This is a genomic window from Nocardioides marmoriginsengisoli (assembly GCF_003725695.1).
GTDB classification, from domain to species: Bacteria; Actinomycetota; Actinomycetes; order Propionibacteriales; family Nocardioidaceae; genus Marmoricola; species Marmoricola marmoriginsengisoli.
In genome coordinates this window covers 264216-283044 of the sequence record NZ_RJSE01000008.1, presented here as the reverse complement: position 1 = coordinate 283044, position 18829 = coordinate 264216, and the positions used below count along the sequence as shown (strand labels likewise).

Annotated in this window: 21 protein-coding genes and 1 tRNA gene; 3 read left to right on the top strand and 19 right to left on the bottom strand. The window is 71.4% G+C overall.

Annotation, left to right across the window (positions count from 1 at the left end; translation table 11 throughout):
* Positions 1 to 37: 37 nt before the first annotated feature.
* The 3 genes from EFK50_RS18030 to EFK50_RS18020 form a co-directional block, all read right to left on the bottom strand.
* Positions 38 to 643, bottom strand: coding sequence for a DUF305 domain-containing protein (locus EFK50_RS18030; RefSeq protein WP_123228973.1), 606 nt, complete (start codon positions 641 to 643; stop codon positions 38 to 40).
* A 64-nt stretch (positions 644 to 707) separates the two neighbouring features.
* Complete coding sequence (locus EFK50_RS21940; protein WP_148046225.1) at positions 708 to 1100, bottom strand: DUF6153 family protein; 393 nt, start codon at positions 1098 to 1100, stop codon at positions 708 to 710.
* A gap of 37 nt (positions 1101 to 1137) precedes the next feature.
* Complete coding sequence (locus EFK50_RS18020) at positions 1138 to 1689, bottom strand: C40 family peptidase (RefSeq protein ID WP_123228971.1); 552 nt, start codon at positions 1687 to 1689, stop codon at positions 1138 to 1140.
* Between the two features lie 371 nt (positions 1690 to 2060).
* On the opposite strand from EFK50_RS18020, the gene EFK50_RS18015 reads away from it, so the two are divergent.
* Positions 2061 to 2423 carry an ArsR/SmtB family transcription factor gene (locus EFK50_RS18015; RefSeq protein ID WP_123228970.1) on the top strand — a complete coding sequence of 121 codons (363 nt, stop codon included), beginning with the start codon at positions 2061 to 2063 and terminating at the stop codon, positions 2421 to 2423.
* Positions 2420 to 2935 (top strand): SRPBCC family protein, encoded by a 516-nt coding sequence (locus tag EFK50_RS18010; RefSeq protein WP_123228969.1) that lies wholly within the window; start codon positions 2420 to 2422, stop codon positions 2933 to 2935. The genes EFK50_RS18015 and EFK50_RS18010 overlap by 4 nt, the downstream gene beginning before the upstream one ends.
* Positions 2936 to 2951: 16 nt before the next feature.
* Here EFK50_RS18010 and EFK50_RS18005 read toward each other — a convergent pair.
* From EFK50_RS18005 to EFK50_RS17995, 3 genes are all read right to left on the bottom strand, one after another.
* Positions 2952 to 3028 (bottom strand) — tRNA-Leu (locus EFK50_RS18005).
* Between the two features lie 37 nt (positions 3029 to 3065).
* A complete protein-coding gene (gene def / locus EFK50_RS18000; protein WP_281274057.1) occupies positions 3066 to 3575 on the bottom strand; it encodes a peptide deformylase in 510 nt (169 codons plus the stop codon).
* A gap of 17 nt (positions 3576 to 3592) precedes the next feature.
* Positions 3593 to 4108 (bottom strand): glycine cleavage system transcriptional repressor, encoded by a 516-nt coding sequence (locus EFK50_RS17995; RefSeq protein WP_123228967.1) that lies wholly within the window; start codon positions 4106 to 4108, stop codon positions 3593 to 3595.
* A 61-nt stretch (positions 4109 to 4169) separates the two neighbouring features.
* Here EFK50_RS17995 and EFK50_RS17990 point away from each other — a divergent pair, with 61 nt between their 5' ends.
* Positions 4170 to 4901 (top strand): hypothetical protein, encoded by a 732-nt coding sequence (locus EFK50_RS17990; RefSeq protein WP_123228966.1) that lies wholly within the window; start codon positions 4170 to 4172, stop codon positions 4899 to 4901.
* Positions 4902 to 4908: 7 nt separating this feature from the next.
* Here EFK50_RS17990 and EFK50_RS17985 read toward each other — a convergent pair whose 3' ends face one another.
* From EFK50_RS17985 to EFK50_RS17925, 13 genes are all read right to left on the bottom strand, one after another.
* Positions 4909 to 5736 (bottom strand): uracil-DNA glycosylase, encoded by an 828-nt coding sequence (locus EFK50_RS17985; protein ID WP_123228965.1) that lies wholly within the window; start codon positions 5734 to 5736, stop codon positions 4909 to 4911.
* 1 nt (position 5737) lies between these two features.
* On the bottom strand, positions 5738 to 6682 hold the full coding sequence (locus EFK50_RS17980) for a YihY/virulence factor BrkB family protein (protein ID WP_123228964.1): 945 nt from the start codon (positions 6680 to 6682) through the stop codon (positions 5738 to 5740).
* On the bottom strand, positions 6679 to 7602 hold the full coding sequence (locus tag EFK50_RS17975; RefSeq protein ID WP_123229109.1) for a Ppx/GppA phosphatase family protein: 924 nt from the start codon (positions 7600 to 7602) through the stop codon (positions 6679 to 6681). Before EFK50_RS17975 ends, EFK50_RS17980 begins: the two co-directional genes overlap by 4 nt.
* Positions 7599 to 8099 (bottom strand): DUF501 domain-containing protein, encoded by a 501-nt coding sequence (locus EFK50_RS17970; RefSeq protein ID WP_123228963.1) that lies wholly within the window; start codon positions 8097 to 8099, stop codon positions 7599 to 7601. The genes EFK50_RS17975 and EFK50_RS17970 overlap by 4 nt, the downstream gene beginning before the upstream one ends.
* A 10-nt stretch (positions 8100 to 8109) precedes the next feature.
* Positions 8110 to 8670 carry an FtsB family cell division protein gene (locus EFK50_RS17965; protein ID WP_123228962.1) on the bottom strand — a complete coding sequence of 187 codons (561 nt, stop codon included), beginning with the start codon at positions 8668 to 8670 and terminating at the stop codon, positions 8110 to 8112.
* Positions 8671 to 8691: 21 nt separating this feature from the next.
* A complete protein-coding gene (gene eno, locus EFK50_RS17960; protein WP_123228961.1) occupies positions 8692 to 9969 on the bottom strand; it encodes a phosphopyruvate hydratase in 1278 nt (425 codons plus the stop codon).
* A gap of 91 nt (positions 9970 to 10060) precedes the next feature.
* Positions 10061 to 10651 (bottom strand): nucleoside triphosphate pyrophosphohydrolase, encoded by a 591-nt coding sequence (locus tag EFK50_RS17955; protein ID WP_246004225.1) that lies wholly within the window; start codon positions 10649 to 10651, stop codon positions 10061 to 10063.
* A 2-nt stretch (positions 10652 to 10653) separates the two neighbouring features.
* The gene (locus EFK50_RS17950) at positions 10654 to 11343 is read right to left on the bottom strand and encodes a hypothetical protein (RefSeq protein WP_123228960.1); all 690 of its coding nucleotides are present in this window, start codon (positions 11341 to 11343) and stop codon (positions 10654 to 10656) included.
* A gap of 27 nt (positions 11344 to 11370) precedes the next feature.
* Positions 11371 to 14883, bottom strand: coding sequence for a transcription-repair coupling factor (mfd, locus tag EFK50_RS17945; RefSeq protein ID WP_123228959.1), 3513 nt, complete (start codon positions 14881 to 14883; stop codon positions 11371 to 11373).
* Positions 14884 to 14979: 96 nt separating this feature from the next.
* On the bottom strand, positions 14980 to 15735 hold the full coding sequence (locus EFK50_RS17940; protein WP_246004224.1) for a lytic transglycosylase domain-containing protein: 756 nt from the start codon (positions 15733 to 15735) through the stop codon (positions 14980 to 14982).
* Positions 15732 to 16595, bottom strand: a complete 864-nt coding sequence (locus tag EFK50_RS17935; protein WP_123228958.1) for a phosphate ABC transporter ATP-binding protein — start codon at positions 16593 to 16595, stop codon at positions 15732 to 15734. The genes EFK50_RS17940 and EFK50_RS17935 overlap by 4 nt, the downstream gene beginning before the upstream one ends.
* 79 nt (positions 16596 to 16674) lie before the next feature.
* Positions 16675 to 17067, bottom strand: coding sequence for a VOC family protein (locus EFK50_RS17930; protein WP_123228957.1), 393 nt, complete (start codon positions 17065 to 17067; stop codon positions 16675 to 16677).
* A 6-nt stretch (positions 17068 to 17073) separates the two neighbouring features.
* Entirely contained in the window at positions 17074 to 18783 is a 1710-nt protein-coding gene (locus EFK50_RS17925) for a glycerol-3-phosphate dehydrogenase/oxidase (RefSeq protein WP_123228956.1), read from the bottom strand.
* Positions 18784 to 18829 lie beyond the last annotated feature (46 nt).

Here is an 18829-nt window from a genome sequence, read left to right as displayed (position 1 = left end):
TGGCACCATCCGCTCCGGCACCACTGCCCCCGCCCGGTCAGAGGCCGGCGATCAGCCTCTTCAGCTCCTCGACCTCGTCGCTCTGCGAGCTGACGATCGACTTCGCCAGGTCGACCGCCGGCTGGTAACGACCGTCCTCGACCTCGGTCCCGGCCATCTCGATGGCGCCGCGGTGGTGCTCGACCATCATCTCGAGCCACAGCTTCTGGAACTCCGAGTCGGGAGCCTCCTCGAGCTCCTTCATCTCCTCCGCGGACATCATTCCGGGCATCTCGTCGGTGCCCTCCGGGGTCGTTCCCATGTCGTGGTTCATGTGATCGTTGACGGTCTCCGGGACGTCCTCGTCCCATTCCTGGAGCCAGTCGACCATGGTCTCGATCTCGGGCGCCTGGGCGGCACGGATGCCTTCGGTGACGGCCTTGACCTCAGGGTCGAGCGGCCGCTCGACGGTGAGGTTCACCATCGCGAGCGCCTGGGCGTGGTGCTGGATCATGTCGGTCGCGAACGCGACGTCGGCGTCGTTGTGCCGCGTGCTGCTCAGCGGTTCGTCCTTGTCGTTGCCGCAGCCCGCGGCCACGGCGAGGATCAGGACGAGCGGGCTCAGGGCAAGCAGCAGCGACCGCTTGGTAGCGGGGTAGTTCATGAAATCTCCTGGTGATCGGTTGGCTGGTGGGTGTGCGAGTGCCTGGTGCCAGGCAGCGCACTCCTCAGCAACGGATCACGGAGAAGGCCATCAGGTAGCAGGGTCCGGCTCGGACCGTCGTACGGGATCGTCGCCAGCGCTGCGGCACCCGGAGCCTCGGCAGCGAGACCCGGGCCGGGTGCCGGCGGATCAGGGACACCAGGAGCCCGGTCGCGACCAGCAGGGCGAGGCACGTCATCAGCACGTCCATGCCCGGCGCGTGGTCGCAGCACTCGGCCGCTGTCGTAGGCACCGGACCGGCCGGCGCGGGGACGCCCGAGACGTGCGCGGACGTCTCGGCCGCAGCATGGTGGACACCGTGCAGGCCCAGCCCGTGCATCCCGAGCAGGCCGACGAGAACACCGAGCGCGGCGACCAGGGCCGCCGCGCCCCGGAGCCGGCGAGCCAGTGGGTGCACGACTGAATCCTAGGGTGCGGTCGGTAGCAACCTCAGGTCAGCGGACCCGCCCGTAGTAGACCGCGCTCGTCCACAGCCGCTCCTTGCGGACCCGGGCACCGGAGTACGGCGCGTGCCAGATCCGGTTGCGGCCGGCGTAGATCGCGACGTGGTAGATCCCGCCGCCGTCGTGGAAGAAGACCAGGTCGCCGACGCGTCGCGCGGAGGCCCGGACGTGCTTCGTGCGTCCGTACTGGGCGGAGGAGGAGTGCGGCAGCTTGCGACCGAGCTTCCGGAACGTCCACATCGTCAGACCCGAGCAGTCGAACCGGCGCGGGCCGCTGGCGCCGTACACGTACGGCGAGCCGCGCCGGGTGGAGACGACGGACAGCACGCGCTGGCCGAACGAGGGCTTCGGTCGCGGGGTGGCGGTCGGGGTGGCCGTCGGGGTGGCCGTCGGGGTGGCCGTGGGGGTCGCGGCCACCGGACCGGCCACGGCGGCGGTGGCGCGGGCCCCCGGCGTCGGAACCGCGATCAACGTCGCGGACAGGAGGAGCGCGCCGGCCAGGGCGGAGGCGCGCGCGAAGGTACGACCAGTCGTCGTAGGCATGAGGAACCTGTTGCGGTCACGCTTGCGAGGGTTGACCTGTCGGATTCGGGCTACCGTTGCCCGGCCACCAAGGTGGCTTCACCCCAAGCCCCACCGGATTCGTGGGGACGTCGTGCTGGTTCCTCCGCACCCGCCAACACCACTCGCTCTCGCGTCGTGTACATCTGGCTCATGGCGGGCCTCAGCGTGAGCGCAGATGGCGTCCCGCAGGTGGGCGGGAGCACGGACAAGTACATCGGCACCCGAGACCTGGTTCTGACCGGTCCTGCGGCGTTTGTGACTCAGCCCACGGGTTGACCTGGGTCACATAACAGCAGCTGCGGCCATCCTCAGGCGTGGACAATTGGTAACCTCTGTGCTACCAATTGCCCATGGACGTGTTCGAGGCGCTGGGCGACCCGGTGCGCCGAAGCCTGCTGCAGCGGCTCGCTGACGGGCCGGCGCGCGTGGTCGACCTCGCCGCCGAGCACCCCATCAGCAGGCCGGCGATCAGCCGGCACCTGCGCGTGCTCGTCGACACCGGACTGGTCGCCGCCGAGGAGCGCGGCCGCGAGCGCCACTACCGGTTGGTCCGGAGCGGCCTCGCTCCCGTCCAGGCCTGGGTCGAGGCACTCACCCGCATCGATCCCCCGATCCCGGAGCACGCGCTCGACGGCCTCGATCTCGAGGTGCGTCGTGCCGGACGCGAGCGCCGGCCCGCACCCCGCCAGCACACCCACGAGGAGACCGCATGACACCGACACCGACCGGCCGGCGCCTGGACCGCGACGGCCGCACGTACGTCGAGTTCACCCGCACCTTCCGCGCGCCCATCGACGACGTCTGGGCAGCCGTGACCGAACCGGACCGGCTGGCCCGCTGGATCGGCACCTGGACCGGTGATCCCGCCTCCGGCGCGGTGCAGTTCCAGATGACCTACGAGGGCGACGGAGTGCCGTCCGAAGCCTTCACGATCGACGAGTGCGAGCCACCGGTCCAGCTCAGGATCACGACGTCCTCCTCGATGGAAGACGGCACGACCGAGAGCTGGCGGCTGCGTCTCGACCTCGCCGAGACGGACGGCATCACCACGCTGATCTTCGCCCAGGATCTTCCTGATCCCGCGATCGCCGAGAACGTCGGCCCCGGCTGGGACTACTACCTCGACCGGATGCAGGTTGCGGAGAGCGGCGGCGATCCGGCGACCCTGGTGTGGGACGACTACTTCCCCGCGCTCACCGGCCACTACCGGGCCGAGTTCGGCTGATCCACGGCTGAGCGCTTGGTGCCCCGGGTGGGGGTCGAACCCACACTGTGCGGTGTTTAAGACCGCTTCCTCTGCCGATTGGGATACCGGGGCCTGAGGTCTGCTGCTGACATCCTCGCGGACGCAGCGATCATAAGTAGGTCTTGCGGGCGTGCAGCGCGTGCGCGCCGACGACCCGGTCCAGGAACAGCAGTCCGTCGCAGTGGTCGATCTCGTGCTGGAGCGCCCTGGCCTCGAACGCCTCGGCCTCGATGACGACCTCGGCGCCTGTGCCCGGCTCCTGCCCCCGTACGACGAGCCGCGACGCCCGCTTCACGTCACCGGTGAGGTCGGGGACGCTCATGCAACCCTCGCGAGCCTTCTCGTTGCGCGACGCGCTGACCACCTCGGCGTTGCAGAGCACGAAGGTGCCGTGGTGGCCGCGGGTCTTCGGGTGCTCGGAGACGTCGACGCAGAAGACCTTCGCGCTGACACCGACCTGCGGAGCGGCCAGGCCGACGCACCCCGGGGAGACGCGCATGGTGGCGACCAGGTCCGCTGCCAGCTGGACGATCTCCGGGGCGGTCGGGTCGACCGTCGCGCCGGGTCGGGACAGCACGGGATCCGGCGCGCGGACGACTGGCAGGATCCGTCCAACCACCTCCGAGGAGGGCTCGCTCACAGGTCGTCGCTCTCCAGCGCCCGCAGCGACACCTCGACGCCGAGGCCGCCGGCGACCTCCCCGAGAGCCGACTCGAGCGCGGCGGGATCCGCGGCGGGCGGCAGGTCGACCTCGGCGAGCAGCACGTACAGCTCACCCGCGAGCCGGGTGGTCAGGTCGGTGATGTTCCCGCCGACCTTCGCCACCTCGGCGATCACGGTCGAGACGATCCCGGGGCGGTCTCCCCCGTGCACGCTGAGCAGGTACGCCGTGCCGCGGGCGACGACCTGCTCGGCCGGCACCTCGCGCACCGAGACCGACAGCGATCCGTCGGCGGTGAGCGCTCCGAGGGACTCCTCCACCGTCGTCGCGTCCGCGGACCCGCCGGTGATCAGCATCATCGCGAAGTGCCCGCGCAGCAACGTCATCGTGGAGTCCTCGATGTTCAGCCCGAGCTGGGCGAGGACGCCGGTGGTCTCGGCGATGATGCCCGGGCGGTCGTGCCCGAGGACGGTGATGGCAAGGAAGGTCACCGCGCAAGTCTGGCACTGCTCGCGGCCCGAAAGCGATCGGCGTGCGTGGGAGACTCGACGGGTGACGACTCGGGCGAACCCGGCCGCGACGGCCGACAAGAGCGTGCTGCGCTACCGCATCCGGGCGTTGGGGATCTGCCTCGGCGCCGGGATCGTCACCGGGGTCGGGATCGCGTTCGTCCGGCTCGTCGGGGCCCGCGGCGAGTGGAGCTGCCCGGACGGATCCTCGTCCTGCACGACCAGCTCCGCCTGGATGGTCGCCGGCGTCCTGACCCTCATCGCCGCCTTCGGTCTGCTCGTGTGGGCGGTCTCCGCCGCGAGCGGCGCCTCGGCCCCGGACGCGGAGGACGTGCTCGACGACGCGCGCCGCGCGGGCCGGCTGCACCGGGCCACCGTGGTCGCCATCGACGACGACCGCGACGCCGAGGGCACCCTGAACCACACCTACTGGCTGCGGGTCGCTCCCCCGGACCAGACGCCCTGGGAGACGACGATCCGGAGCTCGACGTCGGAGTACGCCTCGCAACGCGTGACCGTCGGGACGGTCCTGGCCGTCCTCCGTCCGCACCCCGAGGACCCCGAGCTCGTGGTCGTCGACGGAGACGTGACGGCGTCCGCGGCGCTCGGCACCAAGCTCCGGCCGGCACGCGGATGGCCCTCCACCCTGGGCCGGCACGCCCAGCAGATCGTGTCCGCACGCCGACGGTCACGACGGGTACGCGCGCTGGGGCTGCTGCTCTACGCCACGGGAGTCGTGAACGGCAACCTGATCGTCTTCCACCAGCTCGCCTGACCCGGGCTCACGCCCCGGCCAGCTCCTGTGCCCGGCGGAACACCGCGTCCAGCATCTCCGGGGTCAGCCTCCCGGTGAAGGTGTTGTGCTGGGACGGGTGGTAGCACCCGAGCAGGGTGATCGGACCGGACGGGCCCTCGAGGACGACCTCGTGCGCGTGCCCGAACTTCGGCTGCGGCTTCGGGATCGCGAAGCCGGCGTCCCGCAACGCCTTCAGCGCGGCCGCCCACCCGAACCCGCCGAGCGTGACGACGACCCGCAACGACGTCGCGACCAGCTCCACCTCGCGGGCGATCCACGGCGCGCAGGTGTCGCGTTCCCCGGGGGTCGGCTTGTTCTCCGGCGGGGCGCACCTAACGGCCGCGGCCATCCGGGCGCCGATCAGCCCCTGGCCGTCCCCGGCGTGCACCGAGGTCGCCGTACGGGCCAGCCCCACGCGGTGCAACGAGGCGAAGAGCCAGTCCCCCGACGAGTCGCCGGTGAAGATCCGGCCGGTCCGGTTCCCGCCGTTGGCCGCCGGCGCCAGGCCGACGATCAGGATCGGCGGCTCGGCCGATCCCCAGCCGGCGATCGGCCGGCCCCAGTACGGCTGGTTCGCGAACGACGCTCGCTTGGTCGCGGCCACGTCCTCGCGCCAGGTCACCAGCCGCGGGCAGGCGGCGCAGACCGAGACCCGGGCGTCGAGCTCGGCCAGCGAGTCGACGGCCGCGAGCACTGCGACCTCCGCCGCGGTCCGGGCCACCGGGGAGGTCGGCGCCGCCGGATCCTCCGGCCACCCGCTGCCCGCAGGCACCGGGCTCGCGAAGAGCTGGCCGGTGATCGGGTGCGGCAGCACGTCAGTCCTCTTCGGGCACCGGTTGCGGTAGCGGGCCGTAGACGGGATTCCCCGGCTTGTGCGGGAACATCCCGGGCGTCGCCAGCGAACGCGCCTCGACGAGTCGCCCGGATTCCGGCTCCGGCTCCGCTGCGATCCGGGCGTCCCGGGCCGCGTCCACCTCCGCGCCGTACAGCAGCGCGAGGTTGGTCAGCCACAGCCAGAGCAGGAAGACGATCGCGCCGGCGACCGACCCGTAGGTCTTGTTGTACGACGAGAAGTTCGCGACGTAGAACGCGAAGCCGGTCGAGACCACCGCCCAGATCAGCAGCGCGACGAACGCACCCGGGGAGAGCAGCCGCAGCCGGCCGACCTTCACGTTCGGGGTGGCGTGGAACAGGATCGCCACCACCACGACCACCAGGATCGCCAGCGCCGGCCACTTGGCGATCTCCCAGACGTCGATCGCGGACTGCTCGACGCCCAGCTTGTCGCCGATCGAGGAGGTGATCGGACCCGTCACCGTGATGATCACCAGCGAGAGCACGCTGAGCACGACTGCCACCAGCGTGATCAGCAGCATCAGCGGCTTGAGCTTCCAGAACGGCCGGGTCTCCTCGACCTCGCGCACCGTGTTCATCGAGCGCGAGAAGCCGCTCACGTACGCCGACGCCGAGTACAGCGCGCCGGCAGTACCGGCGGCCAGGGTCCAGGTGGCCCCCTTCGCCTGGGTGAGCTTGTCCAGCACCGGCTCGATGTCGTTGAGCCGGTCGGTCGACATCAGCGGCGCCAGGATGTCCAGCACCGTCTGCCGGGTCTCGTGGGCGTCGCCGACGACCGCGAGCAGCGACAGCAGCGCCAGCGCGGCCGGGAAGACCGCGAGCACGGCGTAGTAGGTCAGGCCGGCCGCGAGGTCGGAGTCCCGGTGGCGGACGAAGTTCTTGGCCGCGGTCACGAAGAGCTTCATGCCACACAACTCCAGGCGATGCCGTCGAGGATGTCGGACTCGGACACCGTCACCGTACCGACTGCTGTGCGCAGCAGGACCCGTTCGAGGATCAGCGCGCCGGCCCCGATCACGTCCGCGCGGCCCGGGTGCAGGTAGCCGAGGGCGCGCCGCTCCGCGACGGTCATCGCGACCAGGGCGTCGATGGTGCCGCGGACGCCATCGACGTCGAGGACGGCGCCGTGCACCCGGCTGCGGTCGTACGCCGGCAGGTCGAGCACCCCGGCCGCCACCGTGGTGACCGTCCCGGCCACGCCGACCACCGTGCCGGCCAGCATCGGGTCGACACGGCAGCCGTCCAGGGCGGCATCGATGTCGGCCCGCACCGCGGCGATCTCGTCGGCGGTCGGCGGATCCGAGCGCAGGTGCCGCTCGGTGAGCCGGACCGAGCCGATGTCCAGGGACTGCGCCGCGGTGACGACACCGTCCGCGGTGCCGAGGACCAGCTCGGTCGAGCCGCCGCCGATGTCGAGGACCAGGTACGGCGGCTGGCCGCCCAGGAGCGCGCGGGTGGCGCCGTCGTACGACGCCCGGGCCTCGGCGTCACCGTCGATGACCTCGGGGAGCACCCCGATCCGGTCCAGCACGGCCGCGGTGAAGTCGGCGGCGTTCTCGGCGTCGCGGGCCGCCGAGGTGGCACAGAACCGGGTCACGTCGGGCTGGTACTCGGCGATCAGCATCGCGTACTCGTCGAGCGCGCCGTACGCGCGCTGCATCGACTCCTCGGCGATCCGGCCGGTCCGGTCGACGTCCTGGCCCAGCCGGACGATCCGCATCTCCCGGACGTGCTCGACCACGGCACCGGTCGCGGCGTCTAGGTCCGCGATCAGCAGGCGGAGCGAGTTGGTGCCGCAGTCGAAGGCGGCGACGCGGGTGCTCACGGCTGCACGCACGGGCCGGAGGCCCACCACTCCCCGAGCAGGTCCAGCACCTCGTCACCGAGCGGGTTCACGCCGCGGCCCTGGGCCAGCGACTGGCCGGCGAGGACGTGCAGGCACTTGACCCGGTCCGGCAGCCCGCCTGCCGAGATCCCGGCGATCTCCGGGACGTCGTGCCCGGTCTCCGCCTCGATCGCGTTGCGAGCGGCCAGGTAGGCCTCGTGCGCGGCCCGGTACCGGTCGGCGAGCTCCTCGTCCTCCTGCAGCCGGGCCGACATCTCCTTCATCAGCCCCGAGGCTTCCAGGGTGCCGATCCGGGAGGCCGCCCGCGGGCAGGTCAGGTAGAAGGTCGTCGGGAACGGGGTACCGTTGTCGAGCCGCGGCTCGGTGGTCACGACGTCCGGGTTGCCGCACGGGCACCGGTGTCCGACCTCGTGGATGGATCGCGGCGTCCGGCCCAGCTGCGCCTCGACGGCGGCGGTGTCCTCCGGGGAGATCACAGGAGCGTCCTCACGGTGTCGTGTTCGGTCCGAGCCGGGTCGCCGGCGTCGGCTTGACCAGCTTCTTCGGGTGGTCGGCCGCGTCCACGGTCTCGCCGACCGCCACCCACCACGCGTCCGGCTTCGGCTGCGCGATCGTGTCCGGGTCGGTCAGCCGGTCCTCGCCGGTCAGCGGGTTCCCGTTGGCGTCGGTGACCTGGTAGCCGGTCTCGCCCGGGAGCACCCAGCCGAACCGGGCCCGCGCCTGCTGCTCGATGAACGACGGGTCGTCCCAGCGGCTCTTCTCGGTGGTCAGCGCCTTGATCTTGGCCTTCTCCTCGACGATCCGCTCCCGGGACTCCTGGATCTGCGAGCGCTGGTGCAGGTAGGCCCGCATCGAGGACGCGTACGAGATGACCAGGATCGCGAACACCACCAGCAGGATCGTCGCCCGGTTGGTGAACCGGGGACGAGGCGCCTGCTGCTGCGCCGGCCGCGACCGGGCCGCCCCGGCGCGCTGGCCGGGGCGGACGTTCCTGGGCGTGCCGGCGCGGGGGCCTCCCCGCTCCGGTCTACGCGCCTTCGGCGGCATCTACGGCCTGCTCACCCTCGGTCAGCCCTGGTAGCGCGGGAACGCGCCGCGGCCGGCGTACCGGGCCGCGTCGGCGAGGTCCTGCTCGATCCGGAGCAGCTGGTTGTACTTCGCCACCCGCTCGGACCGGGCCGGAGCGCCGGTCTTGATCTGGCCGCAGTTCGTCGCGACCGCGAGGTCGGCGATGGTGGTGTCCTCGGTCTCGCCGGAGCGGTGGCTCATCATGGAGCGGTAGCCGCTGCGGGTGGCGAGCGCCACCGAGTCCAGGGTCTCGGTCAGCGAGCCGATCTGGTTGACCTTGACCAGCAGCGCGTTCGCCTGGCCGCCGTCGATGCCGCGCTGCAGCCGCTCGACGTTGGTGACGAACAGGTCGTCGCCGACGAGCTGGGTCTTCGAGCCGAGCTGGTCGGTGATCGTCTTCCAGCCGTCCCAGTCGTCCTCGTCCAGCGGGTCCTCGATCGAGACGATCGGGTACGCCGCGACCAGCTCGGCGTAGTACGCGGTCATCTCGGCGGCGCTCTTGGAGGCGCCCTCGAAGGTGTAGACGCCGTCGGTGCAGAACTCCGACGCGGCGACGTCGAGGGCGAGCACGACGTCCTTGCCGAGGGTCAGACCGGTGGTGCCGATCGCCTCGGCGATCAGGTCGAGCGCGGCCCGGTTGCTGCTCAGGTCGGGCGCGAAGCCGCCCTCGTCACCGACGCCGGTGGCCAGGCCCTGCTTCTTCAGCACGGACTTGAGCGCGTGGTAGACCTCGGCGCCCTGCTGGAGCGCCTCGCGGAAGGTCGCGGCGCCGACGGGAGCGATCATGAACTCCTGGATGTCCACGTTGGTGTCGGCGTGCGCGCCACCGTTGAGGATGTTCATCATCGGCACCGGCAGCAGGTGCGCGTTCGGGCCGCCGACGTAGCGGTAGAGCGGCAGGTCCGCGCTCGCGGCGGCCGCGTTGGCCACGGCGAGCGAGACGCCGAGGATCGCGTTCGCGCCCAGGACCGACTTGTTCGGGGTGCCGTCCAGGTCGAGCATCTCCTGGTCGACCAGGCGCTGGTCGCTGGCGTCCAGGCCGATGATCCGCTGGGCGATCTGGGACTCGACGGCGCTGACCGCCTGGAGCGTGCCCTTGCCGCCGTACCGGTCGCCGCCGTCGCGGAGCTCCATCGCCTCGAACGCGCCGGTCGAGGCGCCCGAGGGCACCGCGGCCCGGCCGAAGCTGTCGTCCTCGAGGATCACCTCCACCTCGACGGTGGGGTTGCCGCGGGAGTCGAGAATCTCGCGGGCGATGACGTCTTCGATGGCTGCCAATGGGGGCTCCTGGATTGGTCTGAACGGCGTCGCCCAGCCTAACGGGCGCCGGGAGCGATCCGGGGCAGCACCCGGCCGCGCGGACACCGGACTAGTCGGAGGTGAGGCGGCGTACGGCCGCCCGGAGCTCCTGCTCGGGGTCCAGGCCGTCGCGATGGGCCTCGATCGCCAGCGCGAGCAGGCGGTCGCCGACCGACGAACCCGACGCGTCCTCGACCGGCCGCCCGGTCCGTTCCAGCCGCTCCAGCGCCTTCACCGCGCGCACCAGCGCCGGCAGCTCCTCGGGCACGCCCGCCATCACCCCGGTACGCCGCTTCTCGGTGGCCTTGATCCGCTCCCACTGCTCGTTGATCCCGACCGCGTCCAGCCCTGCCGCCACCGTCTCCGGGGCGAAGACGTGCGGATTGCGGCGGCGGAGCTTGGCGATCAGGTCGGCGGCGACGTCCTCGATGTCGTACTCGCCGTCCTCGGCCGCGATCGCGGCGTGGAAGTAGACCTGCAGCAGCAGGTCGCCCAGCTCCTCGCGGAGGTGGTCGGGCGACCCGCTCTCGATCGCCTCGACGACCTCGTAGGTCTCCTCCAGCAGGTAGCGCGCCAGCGAGAGGTGGGTCTGGTCGGCCTTCCAGGCGCAGTCCCGTCGCAGCAGGGCCATCACCTCGGCCAGCTCGACGAGCGCGGACACGGTCAGCTGCAGCGCTGGTTCGCGGGGAGCTTCTCGAGCCAGGCCTGGTCGACCGGGGCCTTCATCGACTCCTTCGCGAAGTCCGAGAGCGCCCGGGACAGGGACGGGTCCGTCTTCGCCGGCTCGAGCCCGTCGGCGCTGAGGCCGTAGACCGGGTCGACCTCGATGTCGGCCGACTTCGCCGCGTCCAGGCGGAGCTTGGTGATGCCCTCCTGGATCGCCTGCTGGGCCTGCTCCTGCGACATCTGCTGGAGGCTCTGGCCGATGGCCTGCTGGACGACGGTGCTGACCGCGACCTGGCCGATGATCGAGTCCTCGACGATGGTGCGCAGCCGCTTGCGGTCGTCACCGGTGGCGGCCTTGTCGATGAACGAGTTCAGCTGCTCCATCGAGCTCGCCGCGTCCGCCGGACCGGCCTTGACCTTGTACTTCTCACCGATCTGGCCGTCCAGCGCGCTCGCGACCAGGATGCTCGCCATGAAAGCGCGCGCCGACTGCCGCGACAGCGCGCCGGCGCCGGCGTTCGGGTCGCTCGCGATCTCGCACTGGAACGTCGTGAGCAGGTCGACGTCCGAGGTGGAGTACTTGACCTTGCCGACCTCGACGGCCACGTCGCCCGCGGGGGTGCAGCCGGTCAGGGCGATCGCGGACGCGGTCGCGGCGGCGAGGAGAACCAGACGGTTGGCCTTCACGGAAATTCTTCTCCTGATCTGCGCGGATCAATCCTGCGTCGGCGGGTCGACGATCGCTTCGATGACTCGACCGGCCCACGCTAGCAATTCCTCGTCCCGGACGCCGTGCGGACGGGGCACCAGCATCGTACGCATCGCCCCCTTGACCAGGCTGCCCGGGTAGATCCGGTTGAGCCGGACCACCTTGGAGTCGGGGAGCTCGACCGGGGCGAAGCGCAGGAACTTGCCCTGCGAGGTGACCTCGCCGATCTTCGCCCGCCGGCAGCGCGCCCGGAACCGGGCCACCTCCAGCAGCCGGTCGACCGGGGCCGGCGGCGCGCCGTACCGGTCCACCATCTCGTCGCGGAGCACCGTGATGTCCTCGTCGGCGCGCACCTCGGAGAGCCGCTTGTACATCTCCAGGCGCAGCCGCTCGCTGGGCACGTAGTCGTGCGGGAGGTGGGCGTCGATCGGCAGCTCGATCCGGACCTCGGCGAGCTCCTCGACCCCGCCGCCGTCCTGGCGGAACTCGCTGACCGCCTCGCCGACCAGCCGGACGTACAGGTCGAAGCCGACGTCGGCGATGTGTCCGGACTGCTCGCCGCCGAGCAGGTTGCCGGCGCCGCGGATCTCCAGGTCCTTCATCGCGATCGCCATCCCGCCGCCGAGGTCGGAGTGCTGGGCCAGCGTCGCCAGCCGTTCGTGCGCGGTCTCGGTCAGCGGCTTGTCGCCCGGGTAGAGGAAGTAGGCGTAGGCGCGCTCGCGGCTCCGGCCGACCCGGCCGCGGAGCTGGTGCAGCTGGGAGAGGCCGAGGGTGTCGGAGCGCTCGATGATCATCGTGTTGGCGTTCGAGACGTCTAGGCCGGACTCCACGATCGTGGTGCAGACCAGGACGTCGAAGCGGCGCTCCCAGAAGTCCAGCATCACCTGCTCGAGCTGGTGCTCCCCCACCTGGCCGTGCGCGGTCGCGACCCGGGCCTCCGGCACCAGCTCCTTGATCTTCGCGGCGGCCTTCTCGATCGAGCCGACCCGGTTGTGGATGAAGAAGACCTGTCCCTCGCGGAGCAGCTCGCGGCGGATCGCGGCGATCACCTGGCGATCCTCGTAGGCGCCGACGTAGGTCAGCACCGGGTGCCGCTCCTCCGGCGGCGTGGTGATCGTGGACATCTCCCGGATGCCGGTGATCGCCATCTCCAGAGTGCGCGGGATCGGCGTCGCGGACATCGCCAGCACGTCGACGCTGGTCCGCATCCGCTTCATCAGCTCCTTGTGCTCGACACCGAAGCGCTGCTCCTCGTCGACGATGATCAGGCCCAGGTCCTTGATCCTGATGTCCGGGTTGAGCAGCCGGTGGGTGCCGATCACGATGTCGACCGAGCCCTCGGCGAGACCGTCGATGACCTCCTTGGCCTCCTTGTCGGTCTGGAACCGGCTGAGCTGCTTGAGCACCACCGGGAAACCGCTCATCCGCTCGGCGAAGGTCGAGAAGTGCTGGGTGACCAGCAGCGTAGTCGGCACCAGCACGGCCACCTGCTTGCCGTCCTGGACCGCCTTGAACGCGGCCCGGACGGCGATCTCGGTCTTCCCGTAGCCGACGTCGCCGCAGACCAGCCGGTCCATCGGCACGGTACGGCGCATGTCCGCCTTGACCTCGTCGACGGTGGTCAGCTGGTCGGGCGTCTCGTGGAACGGGAAGGCGTCCTCGAGCTCGCGCTGCCACGGGGTGTCCTCGCCGAAGGCGTGCCCCTTCGTGGCCTGGCGGGCGGCGTACAGCTTGATCAGCTCGGCGGCGATCTGCCGGACCGCCTTGCGCGCGCGTCCCTTCCGCTTGGCCCAGTCGGCACCGCCCAGCCGGTCCAGCGACGGCTGCTCGCCGCCGACGTACCGGGTGACCTGGTCGAGGGCGTCCGCGGGGACGTAGAGCTTGTCGGGCGGGTGGCCCTTCTTGCTGGCGCCGTACTCGAGGACCAGGTACTCGCGCATCGCACCCTGGACCTCGCGCTGCTTCATCTCCAGGAAGCGCCCGACGCCGTGCTGCTCGTGGACCACGAAGTCACCCGGCTTGAGCTCGAGCGGGTCGATCTGCTTCTTGCGGCGGGTCGGCATCGCCCGCATGTCCCGGGTCGAGCCCTTCTGCCCGGACAGGTCCTCGCCGGTGATCACCACGAGACCGGGGTCGGTGATCACCAGTCCGTGGGCCAGCGAGCCCCGGACCACCTGGACGACGCTGGCGTCGCCGGCATCGACCTCCTCGACCAGGCGCGCCGGTACGTCGTGCTCCCCGAGCACCTCGACGATCCGCTCCGCCAGGCCCTTGCCCTGCTGGACGACCACGACCCGGCGACCGTGCCGGAGGTGCTCGGCGACGTCCTTGACCGCGGTCTCGATGTCGCCGCGGTAGGGCTCGACCGGCGTCGCCGACACGGTCCGGGTCTCGTCGTCGCCGTCGATTCCGAACGGGCTGAGTCCCCACCAGGCCTTGCCGCTGCTCAGCACCTCCGCGCGCACGTCGGCCAGGGTCCGCAGCGACGCCGCGCCCAGGTCGATCGGGGCGGTCCCGCCGGAGGCCGCCGCCGCCCAGCTGGCGCCGAGGAACTCCTCGCTGGTGGCCACCAGGTCGTGGGCCCGGGTACGGATCCGCTCCGGATCCAGGAGCAGCACGTGCGTCTGCTCGGGCAGCAGGTCGATCAGCAGCTCCATCTCGTCGACCAGGGCCGGGGTCAGCGACTCCATCCCCTCGACGGCGATCCCCTCGGCGAGCTTGTCGGTGAGCTCGCGCAGCTCGGGGTGCTTCTCGCCGAGCTCGGCGGCCCGGGCCCGGACCTCCGGGGTGAGCAGCAGCTCGCGGCACGGCGGCGCCCAGAGCCGGTCCAGCTTGGTGATCGTGCGCTGGTCGGCGACCGCGAAGGTGCGGATCTCGTCGACCTCGTCGCCGAAGAACTCGACCCGGACCGGGTGCTCCTCGGTCGGCGGGAAGACGTCGACGATGCCGCCGCGGACCGCGAACTCGCCGCGCTTCTCGACCAGGTCGACCCGGGTGTACGCGGCCCCGACGAGGTCGGCGACCAAGGCGTCGAGGTCGACCTCCTGCCCAGGAACCAGCTCGACCGGGACCAGGTCGGCCAGGCCCTTGACCTGGGGCTGGAGCACCGAGCGGATCGGGGCCACGATCACCTGGACCGGGCCGTTAGCCGCACCGGCGTCCGCGGTCGCGGAGCCGGGGTGCACCAGCCGGCGCAGGATCGCCAGCCGTCGTCCGACGGTGTCGCTGCGCGGGCTGAGCCGCTCGTGCGGGAGCGTCTCCCACGCCGGGAAGTGCACCAGGGTCTCGGCCGGGACGACGTCGACGAGCTCGGCCACCAGGTCCTCGGCCTCACGGACGGTGGCGGTGACCACGAGGACGGTCCGCCCGGTGCGGGCCAGGCCGGCGACCGCGAACGGCCGCAGCGCCGGCGGACCGGTCAGGTCGAGGGTGGCGGCCGCGGCCGAGGACGCCTCCCCGAGGGCGGCGGCCAGGACTGGCTCGGTCAGAACGGCATCGGCGAGGCCGGCGAGGCGCAACGGGACTCCTGGAGGACGGGACGGGCAACGCAGGCAGCCCCCGATCCGGAAGGAGAGGGGGTGCCGGTTCTCAGTCTACGGAGGCGGACCGACAGGTCAGCGACTGCGCTCCGCGTAGGTGTTCGCCGCGCTCAGCACGTCGAGCACGTACTCGTTGCTGTGGTTGTACGAGTGGATCGCGGCGCTCCACCCGGGCCCGGTGGACAGGTCGTGGGCGTCGGCGCAGAGGTAGCGACCGGCCGCGACCGCGGCGTCGTCCAGGTCGAGCGGATCGGCCACGCCGTCGCCGTCGCCGTCCGCGGCCCACCTGCCCCAGGTCGAGGAGATGAACTGCAACGGCCCGACCGCGTGCTCCCAGGTGTCGTCGCCGTGCCACTCCGCCGACGCGGGCGTCGACCGGATGGCGGCGAACTTCCCGCCGTCCAGGGCGGGCCCGATGATCGGCGTCGACGAGCGTCCGTCCGGGCCGATCGTCCGGTCGCCGAGGGTGCCGTGCTGGGACTCGATCCAGCCGATCCCGGCCAAGGTGTTCCAGGACAGGTGGCACCCGGGCTGCTCGCGCTTGAGGATCAGCTCGGCGCCGGCGTACGCACGCATCGCGGGGGCCGGGATGCCGGCCGCCGTACCGAGTCGCGCGGCCCACGCCGGATCGACGGACGGAGCAGCCCTCGAGGAGACCCGGGTGTCGGTGGCGGCGACCGGGGCCGGCGCACCGGCGGAGGACGGCACGACCTCGATCGGGATCTCGCCGCCGCGGCTGCCGGTGAGCACGATCAGCACGACCAGGGTGACGAGCGCGGCGAGCACGCCGCCGAGGACTGCGAAGCCGAGCTTGGGATGGCCCTCGATCACCCGAAGCGGCCGTTGACGTAGTTGCTGGTGCGTTCGTCCTGCGGGCTCTCGAACATCGCCCGGGTGTCCCCGTGCTCGATGATCACGCCCGGGGTCCCGTGCGAGGCGAGGAAGAACGCGCACTGGTCGGAGACCCGCGCGGCCTGCTGCATGTTGTGCGTCACGATGACGATTGTGACCTCTCGGGCCAGCTCGATCATGGTTTCTTCGATAACTCGCGTCGAGGTGGGATCCAGCGCCGAGCACGGCTCGTCCATCAGCAGCACCTTCGGCTTGATCGCCAGCGAGCGCGCGATGCAGAGCCGCTGCTGCTGTCCGCCGGAGAGCCCGCCGCCGGGGGCGTCGAGCCGGTCGCGGACCTCGTTCCAGAGGCCGGCCCGGGTCAGGCAGGACTCGACCAGGTGTTCGCGCTGCTCCCGGTCGGCACGGGTGCCGGTCAGCCGGAGGCCGGCCAGGACGTTGTCGGCGATCGACATCGCCGGGAACGGGTTCGGCTTCTGGAACACCATCCCGATGTTGCGACGGGCGTCGGTGAGCTTGCGGTCGACCGCGTAGACGTCCTCCCCGTCGAGGAGCACCTCGCCGGCGAGCTTGGCCGACGGGATCATCTCGTGCATCCGGTTGAGGATCCGCAGGAAGGTGGACTTGCCGCAGCCGGACGGGCCGATCAGCGCGGTGATCCTGCCCGCGGGCATCTCCAGGGAGACCCGGTCGAGCACCAGCCGGTCACCGAACCACGCCGAGATCTCCCGGGCCTCCAGCGCCGCCAGGGTCGGCGCCGGTCCCGGCGGGACGAACGGGTCGCGTACGTCGGGCAGGGCCGGCAGCAGCGTGGTCGCACGGTCATCGAGCGTCGTCATGGGGTCCAATCTCACGAACCCGGGCGTCCAATCAGGGGTCAGCAGGTGAACGAATGGCGAACAAGCCCGGTTTCGGTGCTCAGGACTCGATCTGGGCGAGGCTGCGCAGGATGCAGAACTCGTTGCCCTCCGGGTCCGCCAGCACGATCCAGCCGATGCCCGGGGCGTGGTGGTCGCCCTGGTCGTCGACGATCCGGGCTCCCAGCGAGATCGCCCAGGCGACCTCCTCGTCCCGGTCGCGCTCGGTGGGCCGGAGGTCGAAGTGCAGCCGGTTCTTCACCGAACGCTCGTCGGGGGTCTCGATGAAGAGGATCCGGTGGCCGCCGTCCGGGCGCTGGATCATGCACTCCTCGTGGCCGGGCAGGTTCGGGTCGCCGTCGAGGTCGACGTACCCGAGCAGTAGCTTCCACCACTCGGAGAGCTCGTAGGCGTTGGTGCAGTCGACGGTGGTGTGCGAGACGAAACAGGTCATATCCCTTTATACGGCCCAGGGACCTTCCGGCGCCTTGACCCGGGCCTCGTCGGCCTCCTGGTCGGTCAGCTTCTGCTGCGACTGGCGCTCGGCCTCCACGCGACGGAGGTAGTGGTCGACCTCCTCGTCGATCCGGTCCTGGTCCCAGCCCAGCACGCCCGCCATCAGCTCGGCGACCTGCGGAGCGGCCAGGGCGCCGCGGTCGAACGCCTCGATCGAGATCCGGGTACGACGGGTGAGCACGTCGTCGAGGTGCCGGGCGCCCTCGTGGGTGACGGCGTAGACGACCTCGCCGGCGAGGTAGTCCTCGGCATGGATCAACGGCTCGGCAAGCTCGGGCCGCTCCGCCATCAGGACCAGGATCTCGTCGATCATGCCGCCGTACCGGCCGAGGAGGTGGTCGATCCGGGCGAGGTGCAGGCCGGAGGTCCGGGCCAGGGTGGTGCGCTGGTTGGTCCGGGTCTCGAACCCGTGCGCGCCGAGCAGCGGCACCCGATCGGTGATCGACTCCCGGGCACCGCTCTCCAGCGACCGTGCGGCGACGTCGACGGCGTCCTTCGCCATCACCCGGTACGTCGTCAGCTTGCCCCCGGCGATCAGCACCAGTCCGGGCACCGGGGCGACCACGGTGTGCTCGCGGGAGATCTTCGAGGTCGCGTCGCTCTCGCCCTTGAGCAGCGGCCGCAGCCCGGCGTACACGCCCTCGACGTCCTCGTGGTCCAGGGGGTCCTTCAGCAGGGTGTTGACGTGGCCGAGGATGTAGTCGATGTCCGCCCGGGACGCGGCCGGGTGCGCGAGGTCCAGGCTCCACGGGGTGTCGGTGGTGCCGATGATCCAGTGCCGGCCCCACGGGATCACGAACAGCACCGACTTCTCGGTCTTGGTGATGAAGCCGGCCTCGGAACGGATCCGGTCCTTCGGGACGACGATGTGCACGCCCTTGCTCGCCTCGACGTGCAGCGCTCCCCGGCCGCCGACCAGCTCCTGGATGCCGTCGGTCCAGACTCCCGCGCAGTTGACGACGACCTTGGCGCGGACCTCGTGGTCGACGTCGTTCTCGAGGTCGCGGATCGTCGCGCCGACGACGCGCTCGCCCTCCCGCAGGAACCCGGTGACCTTGGTCCGCGACGCCACGTGCGCCCCGTAGGCCGCCGCGGTGCGGGCGATGTTCATCACCAGCCGGGCGTCGTCGACCTGGCAGTCGTAGTAGCGGATCGCGCCGGTGAGCTGGTCGGTGCGCAGGTCGGGCGCCATCCGGGCGACCTGGCGGCGGAACAGGTGCTTGTGCTTGGGGACGCCCATGTCGTACTTGCCGGCCATCGCCATGCCGTCGTAGAGCGCGAGCCCGGCGCCGACGTACGGGCGCTCCCAGGTCTTGTGCAGCGGGTAGAGGAACGGCACCGGCCGGACCAGGTGCGGGGCGAGCCGGGTGAGGAGCAGTCCGCGCTCCTCCAGCGCTTCGCGGACCAGGCCGAAGTCGAACATCTCCAGGTACCGCAGGCCGCCGTGCACCAGCTTGGAGCTGCGCGAGCTGGTGCCGCTGGCGAAGTCCCGCTGCTCGACGATCGCGGTGGAGAGGCCGCGGGAGACCGCGTCCAGCGCCACGCCCGCGCCGACGATCCCGCCGCCGACGACCAGGACGTCCAGCTCCTGGGTGGACATCCCGGTCAGCGCGGCAGCCCGCGAGCCAGGACCGAGGTCTGCTGTCAGCGCCATGCGGCAAGTCTCCCCCACCCCGCCGAACGGGCCCAATCCTTCCGCC

Bases quoted from the DNA above. Each gene is read 5' to 3' on its own strand.
- EFK50_RS18030 (WP_123228973.1), bottom strand. From the start codon at position 643: ATGAACTACCCCGCTACCAAGCGGTCGCTGCTGCTTGCCCTGAGCCCG.
- EFK50_RS18020 (WP_123228971.1), bottom strand. From the start codon at position 1,689: ATGCCTACGACGACTGGTCGTACCTTCGCGCGCGCCTCCGCCCTGGCC.
- EFK50_RS18015 (WP_123228970.1), top strand. From the start codon at position 2,061: ATGGACGTGTTCGAGGCGCTGGGCGACCCGGTGCGCCGAAGCCTGCTG.
- EFK50_RS18010 (WP_123228969.1), top strand. From the start codon at position 2,420: ATGACACCGACACCGACCGGCCGGCGCCTGGACCGCGACGGCCGCACG.
- EFK50_RS17980 (WP_123228964.1), bottom strand. From the start codon at position 6,682: ATGAAGCTCTTCGTGACCGCGGCCAAGAACTTCGTCCGCCACCGGGAC.
- EFK50_RS17965 (WP_123228962.1), bottom strand. From the start codon at position 8,670: ATGCCGCCGAAGGCGCGTAGACCGGAGCGGGGAGGCCCCCGCGCCGGC.
- EFK50_RS17935 (WP_123228958.1), bottom strand. From the start codon at position 16,595: ATGACGACGCTCGATGACCGTGCGACCACGCTGCTGCCGGCCCTGCCC.
- EFK50_RS17930 (WP_123228957.1), bottom strand. From the start codon at position 17,067: ATGACCTGTTTCGTCTCGCACACCACCGTCGACTGCACCAACGCCTAC.
- EFK50_RS17925 (WP_123228956.1), bottom strand. From the start codon at position 18,783: ATGGCGCTGACAGCAGACCTCGGTCCTGGCTCGCGGGCTGCCGCGCTG.